At 54.1% G+C, this 19,824-nt stretch carries 21 protein-coding genes; 14 read left to right on the top strand and 7 right to left on the bottom strand.

Going from position 1 to position 19,824, the window contains the following annotated elements; translation table 11 throughout:
• The first annotated feature begins 31 nt into the window (after positions 1-31).
• Positions 32-1,372 carry a TolC family outer membrane protein gene (locus tag L6418_RS13010; protein ID WP_237247352.1) on the top strand — a complete coding sequence of 447 codons (1,341 nt, stop codon included), beginning with the start codon at positions 32-34 and terminating at the stop codon, positions 1,370-1,372.
• On the opposite strand, the gene rfbD is transcribed toward L6418_RS13010, so the two are convergent.
• The 7 genes from rfbD to L6418_RS12975 are packed head-to-tail and all read right to left on the bottom strand — an operon-like array spanning position 1,353 to position 7,573.
• Positions 1,353-2,270 carry a dTDP-4-dehydrorhamnose reductase gene (gene rfbD / locus L6418_RS13005; RefSeq protein WP_237247351.1) on the bottom strand — a complete coding sequence of 306 codons (918 nt, stop codon included), beginning with the start codon at positions 2,268-2,270 and terminating at the stop codon, positions 1,353-1,355. The two genes, L6418_RS13010 and rfbD, sit on opposite strands and share 20 nt — an antisense overlap.
• Positions 2,267-2,815 (bottom strand): dTDP-4-dehydrorhamnose 3,5-epimerase, encoded by a 549-nt coding sequence (rfbC, locus tag L6418_RS13000; protein WP_237247350.1) that lies wholly within the window; start codon positions 2,813-2,815, stop codon positions 2,267-2,269. Before rfbC ends, rfbD begins: the two co-directional genes overlap by 4 nt.
• Positions 2,815-3,726, bottom strand: a complete 912-nt coding sequence (gene rfbA / locus L6418_RS12995; RefSeq protein WP_237247349.1) for a glucose-1-phosphate thymidylyltransferase RfbA — start codon at positions 3,724-3,726, stop codon at positions 2,815-2,817. The genes rfbC and rfbA overlap by 1 nt, the downstream gene beginning before the upstream one ends.
• Positions 3,726-4,097, bottom strand: coding sequence for a four helix bundle protein (locus L6418_RS12990; protein ID WP_237247348.1), 372 nt, complete (start codon positions 4,095-4,097; stop codon positions 3,726-3,728). Before L6418_RS12990 ends, rfbA begins: the two co-directional genes overlap by 1 nt.
• Before the next feature lie 13 nt (positions 4,098-4,110).
• On the bottom strand, positions 4,111-5,181 hold the full coding sequence (gene rfbB / locus L6418_RS12985) for a dTDP-glucose 4,6-dehydratase (RefSeq protein WP_237247347.1): 1,071 nt from the start codon (positions 5,179-5,181) through the stop codon (positions 4,111-4,113).
• Positions 5,178-6,494 (bottom strand): lipid IV(A) 3-deoxy-D-manno-octulosonic acid transferase, encoded by a 1,317-nt coding sequence (waaA, locus tag L6418_RS12980; protein ID WP_237247346.1) that lies wholly within the window; start codon positions 6,492-6,494, stop codon positions 5,178-5,180. Before waaA ends, rfbB begins: the two co-directional genes overlap by 4 nt.
• On the bottom strand, positions 6,491-7,573 hold the full coding sequence (locus tag L6418_RS12975; protein WP_237247345.1) for a glycosyltransferase family 9 protein: 1,083 nt from the start codon (positions 7,571-7,573) through the stop codon (positions 6,491-6,493). Before L6418_RS12975 ends, waaA begins: the two co-directional genes overlap by 4 nt.
• Before the next feature lie 87 nt (positions 7,574-7,660).
• On the opposite strand from L6418_RS12975, the gene L6418_RS12970 reads away from it, so the two are divergent.
• The 13 genes from L6418_RS12970 (at position 7,661) to L6418_RS12910 (ending at position 19,795) form a co-directional block, all read left to right on the top strand.
• Entirely contained in the window at positions 7,661-7,999 is a 339-nt protein-coding gene (locus L6418_RS12970) for a hypothetical protein (RefSeq protein WP_237247344.1), read from the top strand.
• A complete protein-coding gene (locus L6418_RS12965) occupies positions 7,996-9,507 on the top strand; it encodes a lipopolysaccharide biosynthesis protein (RefSeq protein ID WP_237247343.1) in 1,512 nt (503 codons plus the stop codon). Before L6418_RS12970 ends, L6418_RS12965 begins: the two co-directional genes overlap by 4 nt.
• Before the next feature lie 30 nt (positions 9,508-9,537).
• Positions 9,538-10,251 carry a bifunctional 2-polyprenyl-6-hydroxyphenol methylase/3-demethylubiquinol 3-O-methyltransferase UbiG gene (locus L6418_RS12960; protein WP_237247342.1) on the top strand — a complete coding sequence of 238 codons (714 nt, stop codon included), beginning with the start codon at positions 9,538-9,540 and terminating at the stop codon, positions 10,249-10,251.
• Between the two features lie 2 nt (positions 10,252-10,253).
• Complete coding sequence (locus L6418_RS12955) at positions 10,254-11,336, top strand: glycosyltransferase (RefSeq protein WP_237247341.1); 1,083 nt, start codon at positions 10,254-10,256, stop codon at positions 11,334-11,336.
• A gap of 4 nt (positions 11,337-11,340) precedes the next feature.
• Positions 11,341-12,372 carry a glycosyltransferase family 2 protein gene (locus tag L6418_RS12950; RefSeq protein ID WP_237247340.1) on the top strand — a complete coding sequence of 344 codons (1,032 nt, stop codon included), beginning with the start codon at positions 11,341-11,343 and terminating at the stop codon, positions 12,370-12,372.
• The gene (locus L6418_RS12945) at positions 12,359-13,390 is read left to right on the top strand and encodes a glycosyltransferase family 2 protein (protein WP_237247339.1); all 1,032 of its coding nucleotides are present in this window, start codon (positions 12,359-12,361) and stop codon (positions 13,388-13,390) included. Before L6418_RS12950 ends, L6418_RS12945 begins: the two co-directional genes overlap by 14 nt.
• Complete coding sequence (locus L6418_RS12940; protein ID WP_237247338.1) at positions 13,390-14,355, top strand: GDP-mannose 4,6-dehydratase; 966 nt, start codon at positions 13,390-13,392, stop codon at positions 14,353-14,355. The genes L6418_RS12945 and L6418_RS12940 overlap by 1 nt, the downstream gene beginning before the upstream one ends.
• 21 nt (positions 14,356-14,376) lie before the next feature.
• Positions 14,377-15,618, top strand: coding sequence for a class I SAM-dependent methyltransferase (locus L6418_RS12935; protein WP_237247337.1), 1,242 nt, complete (start codon positions 14,377-14,379; stop codon positions 15,616-15,618).
• A gap of 68 nt (positions 15,619-15,686) precedes the next feature.
• Positions 15,687-16,703 (top strand): glycosyltransferase family 2 protein, encoded by a 1,017-nt coding sequence (locus L6418_RS12930; protein WP_237247336.1) that lies wholly within the window; start codon positions 15,687-15,689, stop codon positions 16,701-16,703.
• A 1-nt stretch (position 16,704) separates the two neighbouring features.
• Positions 16,705-17,460 (top strand): glycosyltransferase, encoded by a 756-nt coding sequence (locus tag L6418_RS12925; RefSeq protein WP_237247335.1) that lies wholly within the window; start codon positions 16,705-16,707, stop codon positions 17,458-17,460.
• Positions 17,457-18,422 carry an SDR family oxidoreductase gene (locus L6418_RS12920; protein ID WP_237247334.1) on the top strand — a complete coding sequence of 322 codons (966 nt, stop codon included), beginning with the start codon at positions 17,457-17,459 and terminating at the stop codon, positions 18,420-18,422. Before L6418_RS12925 ends, L6418_RS12920 begins: the two co-directional genes overlap by 4 nt.
• Positions 18,419-19,390 (top strand): glycosyltransferase family 4 protein, encoded by a 972-nt coding sequence (locus tag L6418_RS12915; protein ID WP_237247333.1) that lies wholly within the window; start codon positions 18,419-18,421, stop codon positions 19,388-19,390. The genes L6418_RS12920 and L6418_RS12915 overlap by 4 nt, the downstream gene beginning before the upstream one ends.
• Before the next feature lie 57 nt (positions 19,391-19,447).
• Complete coding sequence (locus tag L6418_RS12910; protein WP_237247332.1) at positions 19,448-19,795, top strand: MarR family EPS-associated transcriptional regulator; 348 nt, start codon at positions 19,448-19,450, stop codon at positions 19,793-19,795.
• Positions 19,796-19,824: the final 29 nt, after the last annotated feature.

The raw sequence follows: 19,824 nt of genomic DNA, 5'->3' as shown, positions 1-19,824 counted from the left end.
TATTAGAAAACTCTAATATTTGGAAGAGGCTATGAAACCAACTAAGACGGCGTTAAGCGTGATCCTGGCCATGAGCATCAGCCCATTGGCGGGTGCGGCGGACTTGCTCCAGTTCTACCATGCGGCACAGAATCAGGATGCCGTGTTTGCATCGGCACGCGCAGCCCATGATGCCGGCCAGGAAAAACTGACGCAGGGCCGCTCGCTATTGCTGCCCAACGTCAATTTCAACGCCAACACCACCTACAACGACGTCAATACCCAGTACACCGGTGCCGCCGCCGCACTGTTCCCGTTCCCGTCCGGCACGCAGCGTTTCAATAGCCACGGTTACGGGGTGAGTCTGGTGCAGCCCCTGTTCCGCGAGCAGAACTGGGCCGTGTACTCCGAATCCCAGTTGCAGGTGATCCAGTCCGAGGCGCAGTACAGGATCGCCGAACAGGATCTGATCCTGCGCGTGGCGCAGACCTATTTCGATGTGCTGATCGCGCAGGACAGCGTGCAGCTGGCCGCAGCGCAGAAGACGGCCATCGCCGAACAGCTGGAACAGGCCAAACGCAATTTCGAGGTCGGCACCGCCACCATCACCGATACCCACGAAGCGCAGGCTCGCTACGACCTGATCGTTGCACAGGAGATCTCGGCGCAGAGCAACCTGGAGGTGAAGCGCCGCACCCTGCAGCAGCTCATCAATGCCGTTCCCCAGGATCTGAATCCCCTGGGCCAGTCCCTGATGCTGGAGCAGCCGCAGCCGGTCGACCTGGATAAATGGGTGAACGAGGCGCAGCTGCACAACTACCAGGTTGTCATGGCACAGGCGAGCGCCGAGATCGCGGAGAAGGAAGTGGATCGCAACCGGGGCGGACACCTGCCCACTGTCGATCTGGTGGCGAACTACAACAGAAGTATTGCCAACGGCAGCGTCTACGGCATCGGTACGGATTCCACCGCAACCTCGGTGGGCGTTCAGCTCAACGTGCCGCTGTTCCAGGGCGGTGCAGTCCAATCCAAATGGCGCGAGGCGGAAGCCAACCGCGAGCGCGCCCGGCAGGAACTGGAAAATACGCGTCGCAATGTGGAGCTGCAGACGCGCCAAGCGTATCTCGGTGTAGTGAACGGGATCGCCCAGGTACAGGCGCTGCAACAGGCGCTCAAATCGAGTGAAAGCATGCTGGAGGCAAGCAAGCTCGGCCATGAAGTCGGCGTGCGCACCAACATAGACGTGTTGAATGCGCAGCAGCAGGCATATTCGACGCGGCGCGACCTGTATCAGGCGGAATACAACTACCTGATCAGCCAACTCAGCCTGCAAGCTGCAGTGGGCGGGCTGTCCGAAGACGACCTGTCAAAGATCAACCAGGCACTGCACTAACCGGCTGCTGGTAAATCAGGCGTACGCATTCGGCGAGGCTGTCCTGCCACGCCGGCAGTGCGATGCCGAAGGCAGCGCGGATCCTGTCGTTCGCCAGCACCGAATTCACGGGCCGTTTGGCGGGGAGAGGATATTCGTGCGTGGCGATGGCGCGGATATCGAGTGCTTTGGATGCGAGCGCGGGATCATACTGGCGCGCAAGACGCACGATTTCTTCGGCATACTGGTGCCAACTGGTGCGCCCCGCCGCGGTGAGGTGATAAAGCCCGCCCAGACTGCTATCCCAATCCTTTTGCGACCAATTCTGCAGTACCGATGCGGTCGATTGCGCCAGATCCCGCGCCCAGGTCGGGGCCCCGAACTGATCCGCCACGATGCGCAACTCGTTGCGCTCCCTGGCCAGACGCAGCATCGTCTTCACGAAATTCCCGCCATGCACGCCATATACCCAGCTGGTGCGCAGGATGAGGTGTTTGCAACCGGAGGCGCGTATCGCCTGCTCGCCTGCCAGTTTGGTCCTGCCGTAGACGCACTGCGGGTTGGGCGCATCGGCTTCGGTATAAGGTGCTGATTTGCTGCCATCGAACACATAGTCGGTCGAGTAATGCACCAGCACCGCATTCAGCCGCAGCGCTTCCGCGGCCAGCATGCCGGGCGCGTCGCCATTGACCGCCTGCGCCAGGTCCGTTTCGGTCTCGGCCTTATCGACTGCAGTATAGGCTGCAGGGTTGACGATGAGATCGGGTTTGACTTCGCGGACGACGCGACGGATCGCCTGCGGATCGGCAAGATCCAGTTCCCCGGAATCGGTGGCGACGACTTCGCCGAAGTCAGCCAGGGAACGTTGCAATTCCCAGCCAACCTGGCCGTTCTTGCCCGTGAGCAATATCCTGGTCATGCAAAAGTCTCTGCGTCGCGCAAGCCCTTGCCGGCCTGGTCCTTGGCGGAAAGCAGCGGGACAGCGTCACCCAATTGCCAGTCGATGGCCAAATCGGGGTCGTTCCAGACAATGCAGCGCTCATGTTCGGGCGCCCAGTAATCCGTGGTCTTGTACAGGAACTCGGCCGAATCGCTCAGCACCACAAAACCATGCGCGAACCCTTGCGGGATCCACAGCATCTTCTTGTTCTCGGCGGACAGCCTAACGCCCACCCACTTGCCGAAACTGGGGGAGTTCCGGCGGATATCGACGGCGATATCGAGCACCTCGCCGGCGATCACGCGCACCAGTTTTCCCTGCGGCTGGCGGATTTGGTAATGCAGGCCGCGCAACACGTTGCGCGCCGATTTGGAGTGGTTGTCCTGCACGAAGGCATCGGCGATACCGGTCAATTCGGTGAAGCGGCGCTGGTTGAAGCTTTCGTAAAAGAAACCGCGGTCATCGCCGAACACTTTCGGCTCGACGATCAGCACATCGGGGATGGCGGTGGCGATGACCTGCATCAGCGTTTTTCCTCTAGCAGCAGACGCTGCAGGTACTGGCCGTAACCGTTTTTGGCCAGCGGCGCGATCAGCTTTTGCAACTGCTCGGCCGAGATGTATCCCTTGCGATACGCGATCTCCTCGGGACAGGCGATCTTCAGCCCCTGCCGCTTCTCCAGCGTCTGGATGAACATTGAGGCTTCCAGCAGCGATTCGTGCGTGCCGGTGTCCAGCCACGCATAGCCGCGTCCCATCAGCTGCACATCCAGCTTGCCGCGATCGAGGTAGATCTGGTTGACGGTGGTGATCTCCAGCTCGCCGCGCGCGGAGGGCTTAATCGACTTGGCGATCTGCACCACATCGTTGTCGTAGAAATACAGGCCGGTCACGGCATAGTTCGATTTGGGTTTGAGCGGTTTCTCCTCGATGCTGAGCGCCCGCCCGGACGCATCGAAATCGACCACGCCGTAGCGTTCCGGGTCGTGCACATGGTAGGCGAACACCGTGCCACCGTCGCTCTTGCTCGCCGCCGGAGTCAGCAGGGTATCGAAAGCGTGGCCATAGAAGATGTTGTCGCCCAGCACCAGCGAGCAGGCATCGTTGCCGATGAAGGATTCACCGATGATGAAGGCTTGCGCCAGGCCGTCCGGAGAAGGCTGCACCGCATAGGAAAAATTCATGCCCCACTGCGATCCGTCGCCCAGCAGTTGCTCGAAGCGCGGCGTGTCCTGTGGTGTGGAAATGATTAGCACGTCACGGATACCTGCCAGCATTTGCGTGGACAGGGGGTAGTAGATCATCGGCTTGTCGTAGATCGGCAGCAGTTGTTTGGATACCGGCAGTGTCACCGGGTAAAGCCGGGTGCCGGAACCTCCGGCGAGGATGATGCCTTTCATCGAGTGCTGGGCGTTGAGTGCTGAGTGCTGAGTCATTATGCTGTACCTTGTCTTTTTACGGATGCCCTGAGTCCCCCGACCAAACGGGCCACTTCTTCTGCTTGCTGCATCGATTCATCAAATTGCCGTTGGTCAATGTAACCGACATCGAGAGCGACATAAAGCTGCGCACGCAATTCGGCACAAGAAGCTTTGGCAATAACGAGAAACTGATGGAATTCCGCTGAGCCACCCCGCTCGAACCCCTCTGCTATATTTGACATGACTGAAACGGCTGCACGTTGAATCTGATCCTTCAGACCGAAATCCCTGGAAAAAGCATCCTGCGAGGTAAGTCGATAGATCGCAGCGGCAAGCCCCCGCGCCTTTTGCCAAGCGATCAACCCCTCAAATCGTGAGACTCCCATCGATTTTTCTGACTCAGGACTCAGAACCCAGTACTCGGTACTGTTTGTTGATCCAGTGCTGATAGTCGCCACTGGTCACGCCGCGCACCCAATCGGTGTTGTGCAGGTACCACTCCACTGTCTTGCGCAGGCCGGATTCAAAATTCTCCTGCGGCTTCCAACCAAGATCACGCGCGATCTTGCTGGCGTCGATGGCATAGCGCTTGTCGTGCCCGGGGCGGTCGGCCACATAGGTGATGAGCTTGCTGTGTGGCGCGCCCTGCGGGCGCAGTTCATCCAGGATGGCGCAGATGGACTGCACCACTTCGAGATTGGTCTTTTCGTTCCAGCCGCCGATGTTGTAAGCCTCGCCGAGTGTTCCGCGTTCCAGCACCAGCCGCAAGGCGCGGGCGTGGTCGTCCACATACAGCCAGTCGCGGATGTTGTCGCCCTTGCCGTAGATGGGCAGCGGCTTGCCGTTGACGGCATTGAGGATCACCAGCGGGATGAGCTTCTCGGGGAAATGATACGGCCCGTAATTATTGGAGCAGTTGGTGGTGACCACCGGCAAGCCATAGGTGTGATGCCAGGCGCGAACCAGGTGATCGGAAGAGGCCTTGCTGGCGGAATAAGGCGAGTTGGGCTCGTACGCGGTCTCCTCGGTGAAGAAGCCGTTCTCGCCCAGACTGCCATACACCTCGTCGGTGGAGATGTGATGGAAGCGGAATGCCGCCTTGCGATCGGCATCGAGCGCGCTCCAGTAGTTGCGTGCCGCTTCCAGCAGGGTGTAGGTGCCGACGATGTTGGTCTGGATGAAATCGGCCGGGCCGCTGATGGAACGGTCTACATGCGATTCGGCGGCCAGGTGCATGATGGCATCCGGCTGGTGTTCGCCGAACACGCGGGCCACTTCGGCGGCATCGCAGATGTCGACCTTCTCGAAACGATAACGCGGATTGTCCGACACCGATGCCAGCGACTGCAGGTTGCCGGCATAGGTCAGCTTGTCGACATTGACCACGCTGCATTCGGTATCGTTGATGAACTGGCGAATGACGGCAGAGCCGATGAAGCCGGCGCCGCCGGTGACGAGGATCTTATTCATGGGGCGGATTTTACCTGACCGGAAACGATTTCGTTATACAGCGAATGGCTGAGTGCTAGGCCGATGAGCGTCAACGCATGCTCGGTCGCCCCCCGGTTATCGCTGACGAACTGAAGCCCGGCCTTGCCCATCCGGGCCAGGGCGGTGCCGTCATGCATCAGGATGTTGAGCTGATGCACAAGATCGTCGGCATGGCTGATCTGCATCGCGGCACCGCAGGCAACGGCCAGTTCGGTGGCCTGGGAGAAATTGTAGGTATGCGGCCCGATCAGCACGGGCTTGCCGACGGCGCAGGCCTCGATCAGATTTTGCCCGCCGAAGGGCAGCAGGCTGCCACCGATGAAAGCGACATCGCAGGCCGCATAATAGGCGAACATCTCGCCCATGCTATCACCCAGCACCACGCGGGTATGCGGAGAAACCGGCTCGTTCGCGCTGCGCCGTTGCATATGCAGGCCGCGGCTCTCGATCAGCGCAGCTACCTCATCGAAACGTTGCGGATGCCGCGGTACCATGACAACAAGCAGATTCTCGATTTCCATGTATTGCAAAGCATCGAGCAACAGAGCTTCCTCGCCCTCTCGCGTGCTGGCAGCCAGGAAGACCGGCCGGGTTGCGCCGAACTGCTCGCGCAACCGTTTCCCCAGCTCCAGCATCGGGGGTGGCGGAGCGATGTCGAACTTCAGGTTTCCCATCACCGGCGTGGCATGATTGCCCAGCGCGGCAAAGCGCATGGCATCGTCTTCGGTCTGCGCGGCGATCAAGTGCAGGCTATGCAGGCTGGCCCGGGCCAGCCTGGGAAAGCGCGCGTAACGCCGGGCCGATCTTTCCGACAGGCGCGCATTGAGCAGCAGCAGCGGGAGCGATCGGGCATGGCAGGCATGAACCAGGTTGAACCAGATCTCGGTTTCCAGCAGCACGCCGACCCGTGGCTGGAAATGCCGCAAGAAACGGCGGATCGCAAACGGGTAGTCATAGGGAAGGTATACGCGCACCACGTCATCACCGTACAACTGCTCGCTCGCCTCACGGCCGGTGGGCGTGGTGTGGGTGAGCAGAATCTGGTGATCCGGGTAGCGTTCGCGCAGGCCGCGCACCAGGGTTAACGCCGCGCGCGTTTCGCCGACCGACACGGTATGCAGCCAGATGACAGGTTTATCGCATGTACAGGAGTAGCGGCCGAAACGTTCGCCGATGTGATCAAGATATTCCGGCTGCCTGCGCGACCGCCACCAGAGGTGGAAGAACGCATAGGGCAGCAGCAGCCATAGCAGTGCCGTGTAAACGGGGCGCGAATCGAAAAGTCTCATCATCCAGGTTGGCCCAGTATTTTTTCCAGCTGCCGCATGACATCGGCGACCTCGATCAGGGACATCGCATCGGCGTGATGGACCCGCGTATTCCATGGCAGCTGGCGGACATCCTTGCCCAAATATTTTTCCACGGCCTGCGGATAGCGGTCCACGCAATATTCCAGTTGCCGGTAAGGCCCGGTCAATTGCGGGGAGGCCACGGCATACAGGCCGACCACGGGGGTGCCCATCGCCCGGGCAATATGCACCGATCCTGTATCCGGGGCAACCAAGACATCCACCTGACTCAACAATGCAGCAAGCTGCTTGGGCGTGGTCTGGCCGCAAAGATTGAGCACATTGGCCGGGGCAAGCCGCGAAAGCTGTTCGCATTGCGAGATTTCCGCAGGCGCATTGCCGCCGGTTAGCAACACACCGCATCCCCAGCGCGCAACAGCTTCGCCGACGACGGCCGCATAGCGCTCCGGTTTCCAGTTGCGTTCAACTTTGCTGGCATAGGGGTGGAGCGCTACCCAGGGCTTGGGCAAGGCTGCCAGTTGCTCACGCGCCCAGTCCATATCGATATTGTCGACCGGCAAATCCCAGGTCGCAGCCGCCGGATCGCCGGTCAAGGTTTCGATGAAAGACAGGAAGCTGTCCACCAGATGGGAGTCGTTGTAAGGGATGCGTCGATTGCAGAACAGCCATTGTCCTTCGCGGGCGCGGATGCGGTCAAAGCCGATCTTGATGGGGGCGTGCAATGCCGGGTAGAGCAGGTTGATGCGCAGGTTGGCTTGCATTGCCAGCACCACGTCGAACGGGCGATGGCGGAATGCGCGATAAAAAGCCAGGTAATCTGCCAGCGAACGCGGCTTCTCCATCACTTCGAACTGCACACCCTCCATACCCTTGAGCAAAGCATAAGCCGGCGGGCTAGTGATCCAGGTGATCTGTGCCGCCGGCAGGCTGCGCTGCAAGGCGCGCACGGCGGCGGACACCATCACCACATCGCCCAAGGCGGAAAAGCGGACGATGGCGATGCGGAGATAGGATTGATCGGGTTCTGTCACGAAGGCAGTCAGGTTGGCTGGGTGCGCCATTGTATCGAATCCGGCCCGCTGATTGCTTGACACAATCCGTTCTGGCCTGCTGTAATGCGCGCCGTTCACTGACTGAACGCGCCCCGAATGCAAGACGAAACCATACATTGCAGCCATCTCAAGATGCTGGAGGAGAACTACGGGAATTCGCGACGGGGGCTGGCGAGAAAACGGGGAAATATCGATTTTTGCCTTAATGAAGTGCTCGTAGAGGAAGGCTACAAAATCGATAATCTCTACAGAGGCGACCATAACCCCACTTATTCATTTATCACCGTTCAATACGATCACGAACCACCGGCACATGACGGAAATTCTTCAACGAGCAGCATTGCCAGCCTGAAAAGGCGGGTCAAGCTTAGCCATCGCAAAGCGATAAAGCGGGTAGACATGATGCAGACAGCTTTCATGAGTGCTGGCAAATGAGTTTGAAGCGGAATTTTTCTGCTGGCCTGCTAAGCTCATTATGGGCCGCTCTTCTTGGTTTGGCGGTAGTTCCTTTGTACCTCAAGTATCTGGGCATTGAGGCATATGGTCTGATCGGGTTCTTTGCAACCACACAAGCACTGTTGCAGCTATTGGATTTGGGGTTATCGCCCACGATTAATCGGGAAGTGGCTCGCGCCTCTTCTTCGGGCGATATGCATGAGGCGCAGGATTTATTGCATACGCTGGAAATTGTATTCTGGGTTACGGCCGCAGTGATTGTGATCGGGATAGTAGCGTTGTCTCCGGCTATTTCAGGTCACTGGCTGCAATCAAAGGGGCTTCCCCAAGAAACGGTCACTCATGCGTTGATGCTAATGGGGCTGGTAGTGGCGTGCCGCTGGCCGGTTGGCCTCTATATGGGGGCCTTAATGGGAATGCAGAAAATTGCGCTCTCTAGCACAATCAGTGCAGCTGCTACCACGCTTTCGAGCATAGGGGCGATTGTAATCTTGGCCTTTGTCTCGCAAACGATCGAAGCCTTTTTCATTTGGCAGGCTAGCATCGGCATACTCTATGCCTTATTCGTGCGATGGGTCGCATGGCGAGAGATGGGCCCAGAAACTGATACCAGTCAATTCAGGATGGCCACCTTGAAGAAGGTCTGGCGCTTTTCAGCCGGAATGAGTGGAGTGGCAATCACCGGAATTATTTTGATGCAATTGGACAAGGTGATGCTCAGCAGGCTGCTAAGCCTTGAAGATTTTGGCCGCTACATGTTGGCGGTTGTTACGGCAGGAAGTTTGTATATCCTGCTGACTCCTTTGTTCAATGCAATATATCCCCGTATGGCTGCGCTGGTCTCCTCGGGCGAGATTGAGAAACTGGCTGATCTGTATAAAACCGGTACACGATTATTTCTGGCAGTGCTTTTCCCGATTGCCATCATGATGGCGGTGTTTTCTGAAGATTTGCTCTACCTGTGGACTCAAGATCGTGAGCTGGCCAGAAGTTCTGCACTGGTGGTTTCACTATTTCTGATGGGAACGAGTCTAAATGGAGTCATGCATTTCCCATATGCCTTGCAACTTGCTTATGGCGAAACGCGATTGCCGCTGATAATCAACGCAATTCTGATAATCATCATGGTGCCAATGACTATCTATCTGGCGATGTCTTATGGAGCAGCGGGTGGAGCAGGTTCATGGGCGCTACTAAATTGTATTTATCTGCTGGTAGGCACATGGTTGACGCATAGGACATTGCTAAAGGGAGCAGGTACCAAGTGGTTGCTAGGCGACGTATTGCTGCCATTGTTTATAGCAGTTATGGCCGGCGGGGCGGGGGCACTGGCTCAAAAATATGAATTTCAGCCCTACATCGAACTGGGTATTGGTATGGTACTGATAGGAATTTCTTTCACCATCACGGTGATGATTTCACCAAGGCTCAGGGCAACAATGCGAAACATGCGATCTAAAGGCATTGTCGGGGTAAATCCAATTTGATGTGCACATGAAACGAAGTGGAGTCGCTATATGAGTATGGAAGTTTTGCAAAACGAATCTGCAATCGCTCTCTCCAGGAGTGTGTTGAAAAGAAAAGGCGCTTCATCCTTGGATTCACCCTTGCAGGCATTTCTTCGCCGTTACGGAATGGCAAAAGGAATTGCAGTCGGTGATCAGGTAAAAAGCTGGGACGTATTGGAGACATTGAATTTCATTGAAAGGCATGTGCAAAAAAACGAGGCGATATTGGACATCGGTTGTTACGCTTCAGAGATTATTGTTGCCTTGCATAAGGCGGGATACACACATCTGACCGGGGCAGACCTGAATCCGGACTTGAAACAAATGCCGTATCAGAAAAGTATCCGCTATGAGAAGGTAAATTTCATGCAAACCCCCTTTGCTGATGCATCCTTCAAGGCGATCACCTCGATTTCCGTTATCGAGCATGGATTTAACGGTGCGGTCTTATTGAGAGAGATGTCGCGATTGCTGCAGGCAGGTGGCTACTTCATCGCGTCCTTTGATTACTGGCCGGAGAAAATTGATACAACAGGAATCAAGTTCTTCGACATGGACTGGCTCATTTTCTCCAGGCAAGACGTGATCGACTTTGTTGCGCAGGCAGCTGAGTACAACCTGATTCCTGTGGGAGAAATGCATTTTGAAGGCGAAGACAAACCTATCGAATGTGCAGGGAAGAAATATACCTTTGGTTGGCTAGTGCTTAAGAAGATGAAATAACAGTGAAAGTCCTAATCATCACGGGAGCATATCCTCCCGCAAAATGCGGAGTGGGGGACTACACTGCACATTTGGCTGAAGCGCTGGCAGTGAAACCGAATATCGAGGTCGCCATACTTACTGGTCGCGAGTCCGAAACTATACAAGAATTATCGGCGGTCAAAGTATTTCGAGTCATGCCAAGCTGGCGAATCTGGCATATTGTGCAAGTTAAACGCATCGTCGAAAATTTTAAGCCTGACATCGTACATGTCCAGTATCCTGCGCAAGGCTACATAGGATTGCTCCCGAAAATATTACCTCTATTTTTTCGGATATCAGGCCTGCCCGTTGTACAGACGTGGCATGAGCATTACGTTGAATGCGAAGCTATAGGCTGGCCTAATTTGCTGGCGTGCGATGGCATGATTTACGTTCGGCCTGATTTTATTTCGAAACTGCCTTCCTGGGTAAAAACAGCACTTGCAAAGACGTCAATCAAGCATATCCCTAATGCATCTACCATCCCCACCCTGTCTTTAAGCGTTGACCAGGCACGAGATATCAAAAATAAGCTGTCAGCCAGCAAGCCGATTGTTTGCTATTTTGGATTTGCACACCCCAATAAGGGCGTAGAACGGTTATTTCAAATAGCCGATCCGGAAAAGCATCATTTAGTATTAGTGTGTGATTTGAATGAAAAATATCCCTACCAGAAAAAAATACTGGATTTGGCAAACCAGACACCTTGGACTGGGAAAGTTACGGTCACTGGATTCCAGACCGCGCAACGCGTAGGAGAAATTCTTGCCGTAGCGGATGCAGTTGTTTTTCCATTTCCTGGTGGGGCTGGCGAATGGAATACGTCTTTGAAGGCCGCGGAGCAGGCGGGAGCATTTACCATTGCAACAACTCATACCGCAGACTTGCTGGGATACCATGAGGAAAAAAATATATATTTCGCTGGCTGCGACGACATTTCTTCGATGAAAGAAGCCCTGAATCGCTATCTGGGAACAAGAAAAACTCCTGTCGTAAACGATTACTGGGAAATTATCGCGTCATCGCACATACAACTCTACCGGGCGCTTTGTGGGGTCAAATAAGGACATGGCAATCAAGCTATCCATTTGTATCCCGATATACAACTGCGGGGAATTTATCGGACAGGCATTGGACTCTATCCTGCCGCAATCGGATGAAGAGATCGAGGTCGTCGTCTATGACGGCGGTTCAACCGACGATACGTCAACTGTGATGGGGAAATATGTAAGTACCTGGCCAAATTTGCGATATTACCGGGGTGCTGTGCGAGGTGGCATAGATGCTGACCTGGCAGAATGTGTCGGCTATGCAAATGGCGAGTATTGCTGGCTCTTCAGCGGTGACGATGTGATGCGGGCAGGTGCAATCAAGCGAGCTTTGGAATGGGTAAAACGCGGATGCGACATCCTCATATGCAAGCATACGATATGCACCAAAGAGATGATCACGATGCATGAGCAGCCTGTTCTGCAACCGGACCAAACATTTATCGCCAATCTGTCAGATGCAAATGAGCGCGTTGAATGGTTCGGGCGTGCTGCGACTACAGAAGCATTCTTCAGTTTTCTTAGCGGGCTGGTTGTTCGACGAGAAAAATGGCAAAGCGGTGAACTGCCAGAGTTGTTCCGTAAAAGTTGCTGGGGGCATGTTGCAAGATTCTTTGGTCTGATTTCCTCCGGATTGACGGTTTGCTATATTGCGGAGGTGTGGCTGGATCAGCGCGGCGATAATGATTCATTTGCCGACAGGGGAATAGTCAACCGTTTCAGAATTGCCATCGAAGGCTACCATGGAATGGCAGATTGCTACTTTGGGCACGACAGCATAGAAGCATTCCATATCAGACGCGTAATTCAAAATGAATTCAAATTAAGTGCATTCCTCTTCGCCAAAATGCAATGCAAGAGAAGACCGGAAATCGAAAGCAAGCTGTTGCTGGATAAGCTAGTGAAAATGACATGGTCCGATAAATCTGCAGCAGGTTATTTGACTCGCATAGGCTACCTTGCAATCCCTTACGGACTGTATGTTGCGGTTCGATTCCTTTATAGGAAACTCAAGCAATATCTGTTTAGGTACAAACATGCTCAAGCCTAAATTGACCATCTGTATCGCGACATACAAAAGAGGCAAATTTATCGGCGAGACACTAGATTCGATTCTGGGCCAGATGCTGCCGGGGGTTGAATTGGTTGTCGTCGATGGTGCGTCACCGGACAATACTCCTGAGGTCGTGACTGAATATGCAAGGAAGTACCCTGAGCTTCATTATTACCGGGAGAGCGAGAATTCGGGGGTTGATGGTGACTACGATAAGGCAGTTGGATATGCGACAGGTGAATACTGCTGGCTGATGACCGATGACGATCTGCTGTGCCCAGGAGCTGTCAGGAAGGTACTTGATAAGCTGGAACAAATCGATTTGCTTGTCGTCAATGCGGAGGTTCGGAGTGCCGATTTCTCCATCATGCTGGATGAACGCCTGATCAGGCTTGAAAATGATAAGGTTTACGGCGTAGGCGACGAGGAAAACATGTTCCGGGAAACGGTGCAGGGCTTGTCGTTTATCGGCTGCGTGGTGATTCGGCGAGAAGTGTGGCTCGCTCGGGATCGCCGGTCATACTATGGGTCGTTGTTCGTGCATGTAGGGGTGATATTTCAACACACTCCAATCGCACGGGCGGTGTTGATCGCAGAGCCGCTCATTACCATACGGTATGGCAATGCCATGTGGACTCCACGAGGGATGGAGATATGGATAGCGAAGTGGCCAGAATTGATCTGGTCGTTCAAGGACTTTACCGATAAGACAAAGTCCATTTTATGTCCTCGCGGCGGCTGGCACTTGATCAAACGGTTAGTTTTTTATCGAGCAACGGGCGCCTATACCGGCAAGGAATATGACGAGATCGTGAGCATAAAATTTGCGGGACTTACCCGCATGGCATCGAAATTTGTCGCAATAGTCCCGGTGACTTTGGCCGGCTTCATTGCGTGCATATATTCTGTATTCTTGGGGGGGCGAGGCTCCAGAATGATTATGTATAGCCTGAACAATGGCCAACACCGTAATGCGGCCACCCGCTGGGCAGCGAGAATCGTAGGCGTTTGCTGATGCAGAAAGTGGCTTTGATAACCGGGATAACCGGGCAGGATGGTACTTATTTGTCCGAACTCCTATTGGGAAAAGGATATCGAGTGGTGGGCGCTGTACGGGATGTACCTGCGGCCGCAGCGAAACTTCCAAGGCAATGGAGGGAGAGTGTCGAACTCATTGAATGGGACATGCTGAGCCAACAAAAAATGATAGAAGTCCTATCATTTGTTCGCCCAACAGAACTATATAACCTTGCAGGATATTCCACAGGGGCGGGTATGTTCGATGATCCGGTTGGAATAGGCGAGGTGAACGGTCTGGCGGTCACACGCATTTTAGAGGCGATACGTGCGGTAGATGCGAAGATTCGGTTTTGCCAGGCATCCAGCAGGGAAATCTTTGGCGAGGCCCATGAAAGTCCGCAGACTGAGAATACTCAAGTCAATCCCCGCAGTCCTTACGGCTCAGCCAAACTCTATGCGGACACAATGATCCGGATATACCGGCAACGCTATGGTCTATTCGCATGTTCGGCAATCCTGTTCAATCACGAAAGCCCGCGCCGCGGGCTGGCGTATGTGACGAGAAAGATTACCCATGAGGCCGCCCGAATCAAGTTAGGGCAGGCAAAGGAGTTGCAATTAGGCAATCTGGATGCGCTACGGGACTGGGGATTTGCCGGCGATACTGTGCGCGCTATGTGGTTGATGCTGCAGTATGCGTACGCTGATGAATTTGTGGTGGCAACAGGGGAAACACATTCGGTACGTGAATTTTGTGAAATGGCATTCGGCCATTTGGCACTCGATTACCGGGAATACGTGCGCGAAGACAAGGCCGTTTTTCGTCCAGCGGAACCGGCGGTATTGGTAGGCAATGCCGAAAAGGCAAGTACAGTATTGGGTTGGCATCCAGAGATCGGATTTCACGATTTGGTAAGCATGATGGTCGATGCCGATATGCAGATATTGGACAGAATCTAAATATTAGAGAGGTATTTGGCGATGTATAAGAAAGTAGAGAGATGCAGAATTTGTGGGAATAGCCATCTGGAGTGTGTGCTCGATTTAGGCGAGCAAATGCTAACGGGTGTTTTTCCGCGCGAGAAAAATGCAAAGCTAACATCGGGTCCGCTGCGCTTGGTTAAGTGCACAGGTGGAGAAGATGCATGCGGATTGCTGCAGCTTGAACATTCTTACGATTTGGGCGAGATGTACGGTGAGAACTATGGCTATCGCTCCGGTTTGAACGCCAGCATGGTGGCGCACCTGAACAACAAGGTAAAAAGAATTCTCGATCTGGTAAAGCTGAATGACGGCGACCTGATAATCGATGTCGGCAGCAACGACAGTACAACATTGCAGGCATATCCATCAAAGGGGCCGCTATTAGTCGGAATTGACCCGACGGGCATCAAATTCCATAGTTACTACCCTTCGCACATCAAGCTCATCCCGGATTTCTTTTCAGCCGCTTTGGTAAAAGAGCGATTCCCAGGCAAGAAGGCAAAAGTCATTACCTCTTTTTCCATGTTTTACGATCTTGAAGACCCCATAGAATTTATGCGGCAGATTTATGACGTGTTGGCGGATGACGGAATATGGGTGTTTGAGCAAAGTTACATGCCGAATATGTTGTACACGAATTCGTTTGATACCGTATGTCATGAACATCTGGAGTTTTATGCGCTACGCCAAATCAAGTGGATGGCTGATCGGGTAGGATTTAAGATTATTGACGTTGAACTTAACGATACTAATGGCGGCAGCATCTCCGTATCCGTCTCGAAATCCCATGGAGATACGGCAGTGCCCCACTCGGTGCAAAAGATTCTTGATGAAGAGCATACGCAGGGGCTTGATACGTTGGAGCCCTATCGAGCATTTGCAGAACGCGCAGTTCAGGCCAAACGGGATTTGCTGAAATTCATCGAAACTGCCCATGCTGAAGGTAAAACGGTTGCGGCGCTGGGGGCCTCAACCAAGGGTAATGTGCTGTTGCAGTACTGTGGAATAAGCACAAAAGAAGTTGAGTATATCGGCGAAGTGAATCCGGAAAAATTTGGGGGCTATACGCCGGGCACGTGGTTGCCGATCATCTCGGAACAGGAGTTACTGTCGAAAAATCCGGATTACGTCATCGTGCTGCCATGGCATTTCAGGCATTTCTTTGTGACGAATAAAAAGTTCTCGAACATGAACCTGGTATTCCCCTTGCCCAAGCTCGAAGTGGTTAAGGTAGGCTAACAGCGTGCCAGACGTGAAACGAGAAAAAGATCGGACGCGACTCAATCTTGTTCTAATGGGCGGCGGCCGTGACTGAAGGTTCTTCGTTCCGTCCAGGATCGGCAGCGAAGCGCATCGCGATCGTGATGGCTACCTATAACGGCAGCCGATATATCGATGAACAGATTGAAAGCATCCGTGCACAAAGCTATCCAGACTGGACGTTGTATGTGCGCGACGATGGGTCTCGCGACGATACGGTGCAGAAGATAGAGCAGATTGAGCGCACAGATAACCGCGTAAGACTGATGCGGGACAAACTTGGCAATCAGGGGGCTGCAGGGAATTTTTCAATCTTGATGCAGACGGCAGTTGAAGAAAATGCAGGTTATCTCTTCTTTGCCGACCAGGATGATGTCTGGTATCCGGAAAAGTTGGCAGTGATGCTGGATGCGCTTCGCCAACTGGAATTGAAGCAGGGGACTGAAACGCCATTGCTGGTGCATAGCGATCTGCTTCTGGTCGATGAGGCACTGCGGCCAATAGCAGATTCATTTGTGACATATTCCGGGTTGTCGCCAGCTAAATTGAATCTCGGTGTGCTGCTCTGCGAGAACCAGGTCACGGGTTGCGCGAGCGCCATCAATCGCTCCTTGCTGGAATTGGCAACGCCGATACCCCGAGAGGCATTGATGCACGACTGGTGGCTGGCCCTGCTGGCATCGTCTACGGGCAAGATAGAATTTATATCCAGACCATTGGCGATGTACAGGCAACATGCCGGAAATGTATTGGGCGCCACGTCTTACTGGCAGCGGATCGGCAGGTTCCTTTTCTCGCTACGGCAATGGAAGGTACAGATGACACGCATCAGGGACAGCCTTATGCAGGCGGCAGTGCTTGAGCAAAGGGTCAGGACAAGAGGAATGAAATTGCCGTTGAGCACACAGCAAAAGATAGATGCATACGCCAACATATTGAATGTCCGGCGCCTGAACAGAATAGGTACTTTGCGTGCTCAAAGCATAGGCAGATCGGCGCTTGGGGCTCGATGGGCCCATAATTTGTTGATCGGAGCCATGGCAAGAAAGCAGGAGGCCCGTTAAATTGCCGGAACTTTCCATCTCGATAGTCAGCCATCGCCAGATCGGACTGGTGCAAAAACTGCTATCGGACATTCAACGCTATTGTGCCGGCACATTGGTCGAAGTGATCCTGACCAGCAATGTGGAAGAACAGATTCCATTCGAGGCATCTGATTTTATGTTTCCGCTCCGGATTATCCGCAATTTGGCCCCGAAAGGATTCGGAGCGAACCACAACGCTGCGTTCAGGCTGGCCAGAGGAGAGTTCTTCTGCGTCCTTAACCCCGATATCGGATTTTCGATGAATCCGTTTCCAGTGCTGATTGCACAAGCAAAAACAGAGAATGCAGGTGTGGTGGCGCCGCTCGTCACCAACAGCGCTGGCGTTCCTGAGGATAGCGCACGCCGATTCCCTTCGCCGCTTGAAATAATCAGAAAGATATTTGGAGGCAGATCGGCCATACAGGCTGACATCAGGCAGCCGATTTCCCATCCAGACTGGGTGGCCGGAATGTTTATGCTTTTCCCACAAAGGGTTTTCCGGAAGGTCGGCGGATTTGACGAGCGCTACTTCCTCTACTACGAAGATGTGGATCTATGTGCGCGGCTCACGCTTGCCGGTTATCGGGTTATCCTGTGCTTTATGGCTTCGGTCGTGCATGACGCACGGCGCAGCAGTCACAAGAACCTGCGCTATATGCGTTTGCACCTGGCAAGCGTGCTGAGATTCTTTTCGTCCCCCGTATATCGTGCCCTTCTGCGGAGAGCGTCGAATTGAGAGAAGGCCCTATATTGGTAACCGGTGCCTCAGGTTTCGTCGGCAAGGCGTTGTGCGAAAGATTGGCTGCATGTAACTACCGGACGCGTGCAGCCATGCGAGGCGGCGTCGACACGAGCTTGCGCGGTTGTGAAATAGTCCGCATTCCAGACATCTCTGCGGATACTGACTGGGCAAATGCCTTGAGCGGAGTGGCGACGGTCATTCATCTGGCCGCTCGTGTGCATGTCATGCATGAGAAAGCGCCCAACGCTTTGGCAGAATTCCGCAAGGTGAATGTTGCCGGAACGGAGCGGCTCGCCCGCTCGGCCGCCGCAAACGGGGTCAGGCGGCTGGTGTACGTCAGCTCGATCAAGGTGAACGGAGAATCGACCCATGGCGACCACAGATTCGCGGAGTCGGATGTTCCCTTACCACAGGATCCTTATGGCATCTCCAAATACGAAGCAGAACTGGCACTGCATCGCATTGCCGATGAAACCGGGCTGGAGGTGGTAATACTTCGCCCTCCCCTGATTTATGGCGCAGGTGTGAAAGGCAATTTTGCACACATGCTTAAGATACTCGCCAAGAGGATACCGCTGCCGTTAGCGTCAGTGCGGAATCAGCGCAGCCTGGTCTATGTCGGGAACATGGTTGATGCTCTGATTGCTTGCGCAGCACATCCCGCCGCTGCCGGGCAAACTTATCTGGTCAGCGATGGAGAGGATGTTTCAACGCCGGATCTGCTGCGCCGACTGGGCGTAGCGATGGAGTGCTCGGCCAAATTGTTTCCTTGTCCTTCCTCCTGGTTAAGGCTGGCAGGTCTCATAACCGGGAAATCAGAACAGATCGGGCGCCTGCAAGAATCGTTACGGATCGATAGTGTTAAAATCCGCCGCCAACTTAACTGGAACCCTCCATATAGCTTGCAGCAGGGGCTGCAGGCAACCGCGGAGTGGTATCGAAATACCCATTCATGAGCCATTACTCTCCCATCGTCGCAGCGCTGGTCACCATGTTGTTGACCACACTTATCCTGATCAGCAAGTTCGGTAAAGATATCCCGGACATCCCTAACGAACGTTCATTGCATGATGCGCCGGTTCCGCGTATCGGCGGTGTGGCGATAATGGCCGGTTTACTGGCCGGCTGGGCGCTGATGCTCACCTCCCTTAAGTGGTGGATAGTATTGCCCATGATCGGGTTGTTCATCATTTCCCTGCTGGATGACATGCACAGCCTGCCGGTCAAGAAACGCTTAATGGCCCAGCTGGCGGCGGCCGCGATCCTGGTGCTGGGTTCGGGTTTGTTCGCCCAGCAAGGGCTTGCGATTGCACTATTCGTGTTGTTGCTCACGGTATGGATGACCAATCTCTACAATTTCATGGATGGTGCCGATGGATTATCAGGAGGCATGGCGCTGTTTGGCTTCAGTTTCTATGGCGTCGCTGCGCTGATGAACGGCGATGACACCTTCGCAATGATGAATTTCACCATTGGAGCCGCAGCACTGGGATTTCTCTACAATAATTTTCACCCCGCCAAAGTATTCATGGGCGATGCAGGTTCCATTCCATTGGGTTTCCTGGCGGCCGGGATGGGGTTGTGGGGATGGCAGCAAGGATATTGGCTGGGCTGGTTCCCGTTGGTGGCATTCATGCCTTTCGTGCTGGATGCCAGCGTCACATTGGTGAAGCGCACCATGCGTGGGGCGAAAGTCACAGAAGCCCACCGCGAACATTACTATCAGCGCCTGATACAAATGGGCTGGAGCCACAGTAAGCTAGCGCTGGTTGAATACATGCTCATGTTGGCGGCAGGGCTTGGGGGACTTGTATGCATCAAACAAGCATTGCCTTGGTATTTGCTTCTGGTTTGGGCAGGAATCTATCTTATCTTGATGCTTATTATTGATTCTAAGTGGAAAAAATGGCGTGCCCCAGCTTGACACGGCGGCGTAGAAATTGATTAAATGCCGTCCGTTCATCGATTGAACAGACCATCCATGCTCGACGAAGCCACACACTACAGCCTGCTCAAAACACTGGAAGAGAATCCCGGGCTTTCCCAAAGAGATTTGGCGAAAAAACTGGGCGTCAGCCTGGGAAAAATCAATTATTGCCTCAACGCCCTAGTTGAAAAGGGCAACCTCAAGATCAACAACTTCCGTAACAGCGACAACAAGCTCGCCTATGCTTATCTGCTGACACCGCGCGGCGTCGAGCAAAAGGCGCGCATGACGGTACAGTTCCTTAAAAAAAAGGTGCAAGAATACGAGCGGTTGCGTGCCGAGATTGCGGAGTTGCAGCGCGAGGCGGAACAAAAAGGATTGTTGAAGCAGGACAATGAATAAGCTGCTCATATGAACAGAGCCCCTGTTTT

Origin of the sequence: Sideroxyarcus emersonii, assembly GCF_021654335.1 — a bacterium.
GTDB lineage: Bacteria > Pseudomonadota > Gammaproteobacteria > Burkholderiales > Gallionellaceae > Sideroxyarcus > Sideroxyarcus emersonii.
The sequence above is the reverse complement of the archived record's forward strand: the minus strand, read 5'-3'. Positions and strand labels throughout refer to the sequence as shown.

Coding starts and splice junctions, on each gene's coding strand:
- L6418_RS13010 (WP_237247352.1), top strand. CDS start 32: ATGAAACCAACTAAGACGGCGTTAAGCGTGATCCTGGCCATGAGCATC.
- rfbD (WP_237247351.1), bottom strand. CDS start 2,270: ATGACCAGGATATTGCTCACGGGCAAGAACGGCCAGGTTGGCTGGGAA.
- rfbC (WP_237247350.1), bottom strand. CDS start 2,815: ATGCAGGTCATCGCCACCGCCATCCCCGATGTGCTGATCGTCGAGCCG.
- rfbA (WP_237247349.1), bottom strand. CDS start 3,726: ATGACTCAGCACTCAGCACTCAACGCCCAGCACTCGATGAAAGGCATC.
- L6418_RS12990 (WP_237247348.1), bottom strand. CDS start 4,097: ATGGGAGTCTCACGATTTGAGGGGTTGATCGCTTGGCAAAAGGCGCGG.
- rfbB (WP_237247347.1), bottom strand. CDS start 5,181: ATGAATAAGATCCTCGTCACCGGCGGCGCCGGCTTCATCGGCTCTGCC.
- waaA (WP_237247346.1), bottom strand. CDS start 6,494: ATGATGAGACTTTTCGATTCGCGCCCCGTTTACACGGCACTGCTATGG.
- L6418_RS12975 (WP_237247345.1), bottom strand. CDS start 7,573: ATGGCGCACCCAGCCAACCTGACTGCCTTCGTGACAGAACCCGATCAA.
- L6418_RS12970 (WP_237247344.1), top strand. CDS start 7,661: ATGCAAGACGAAACCATACATTGCAGCCATCTCAAGATGCTGGAGGAG.
- L6418_RS12965 (WP_237247343.1), top strand. CDS start 7,996: ATGAGTTTGAAGCGGAATTTTTCTGCTGGCCTGCTAAGCTCATTATGG.
- L6418_RS12960 (WP_237247342.1), top strand. CDS start 9,538: ATGAGTATGGAAGTTTTGCAAAACGAATCTGCAATCGCTCTCTCCAGG.
- L6418_RS12950 (WP_237247340.1), top strand. CDS start 11,341: ATGGCAATCAAGCTATCCATTTGTATCCCGATATACAACTGCGGGGAA.
- L6418_RS12945 (WP_237247339.1), top strand. CDS start 12,359: ATGCTCAAGCCTAAATTGACCATCTGTATCGCGACATACAAAAGAGGC.
- L6418_RS12940 (WP_237247338.1), top strand. CDS start 13,390: ATGCAGAAAGTGGCTTTGATAACCGGGATAACCGGGCAGGATGGTACT.
- L6418_RS12935 (WP_237247337.1), top strand. CDS start 14,377: ATGTATAAGAAAGTAGAGAGATGCAGAATTTGTGGGAATAGCCATCTG.
- L6418_RS12915 (WP_237247333.1), top strand. CDS start 18,419: ATGAGCCATTACTCTCCCATCGTCGCAGCGCTGGTCACCATGTTGTTG.
- L6418_RS12910 (WP_237247332.1), top strand. CDS start 19,448: ATGCTCGACGAAGCCACACACTACAGCCTGCTCAAAACACTGGAAGAG.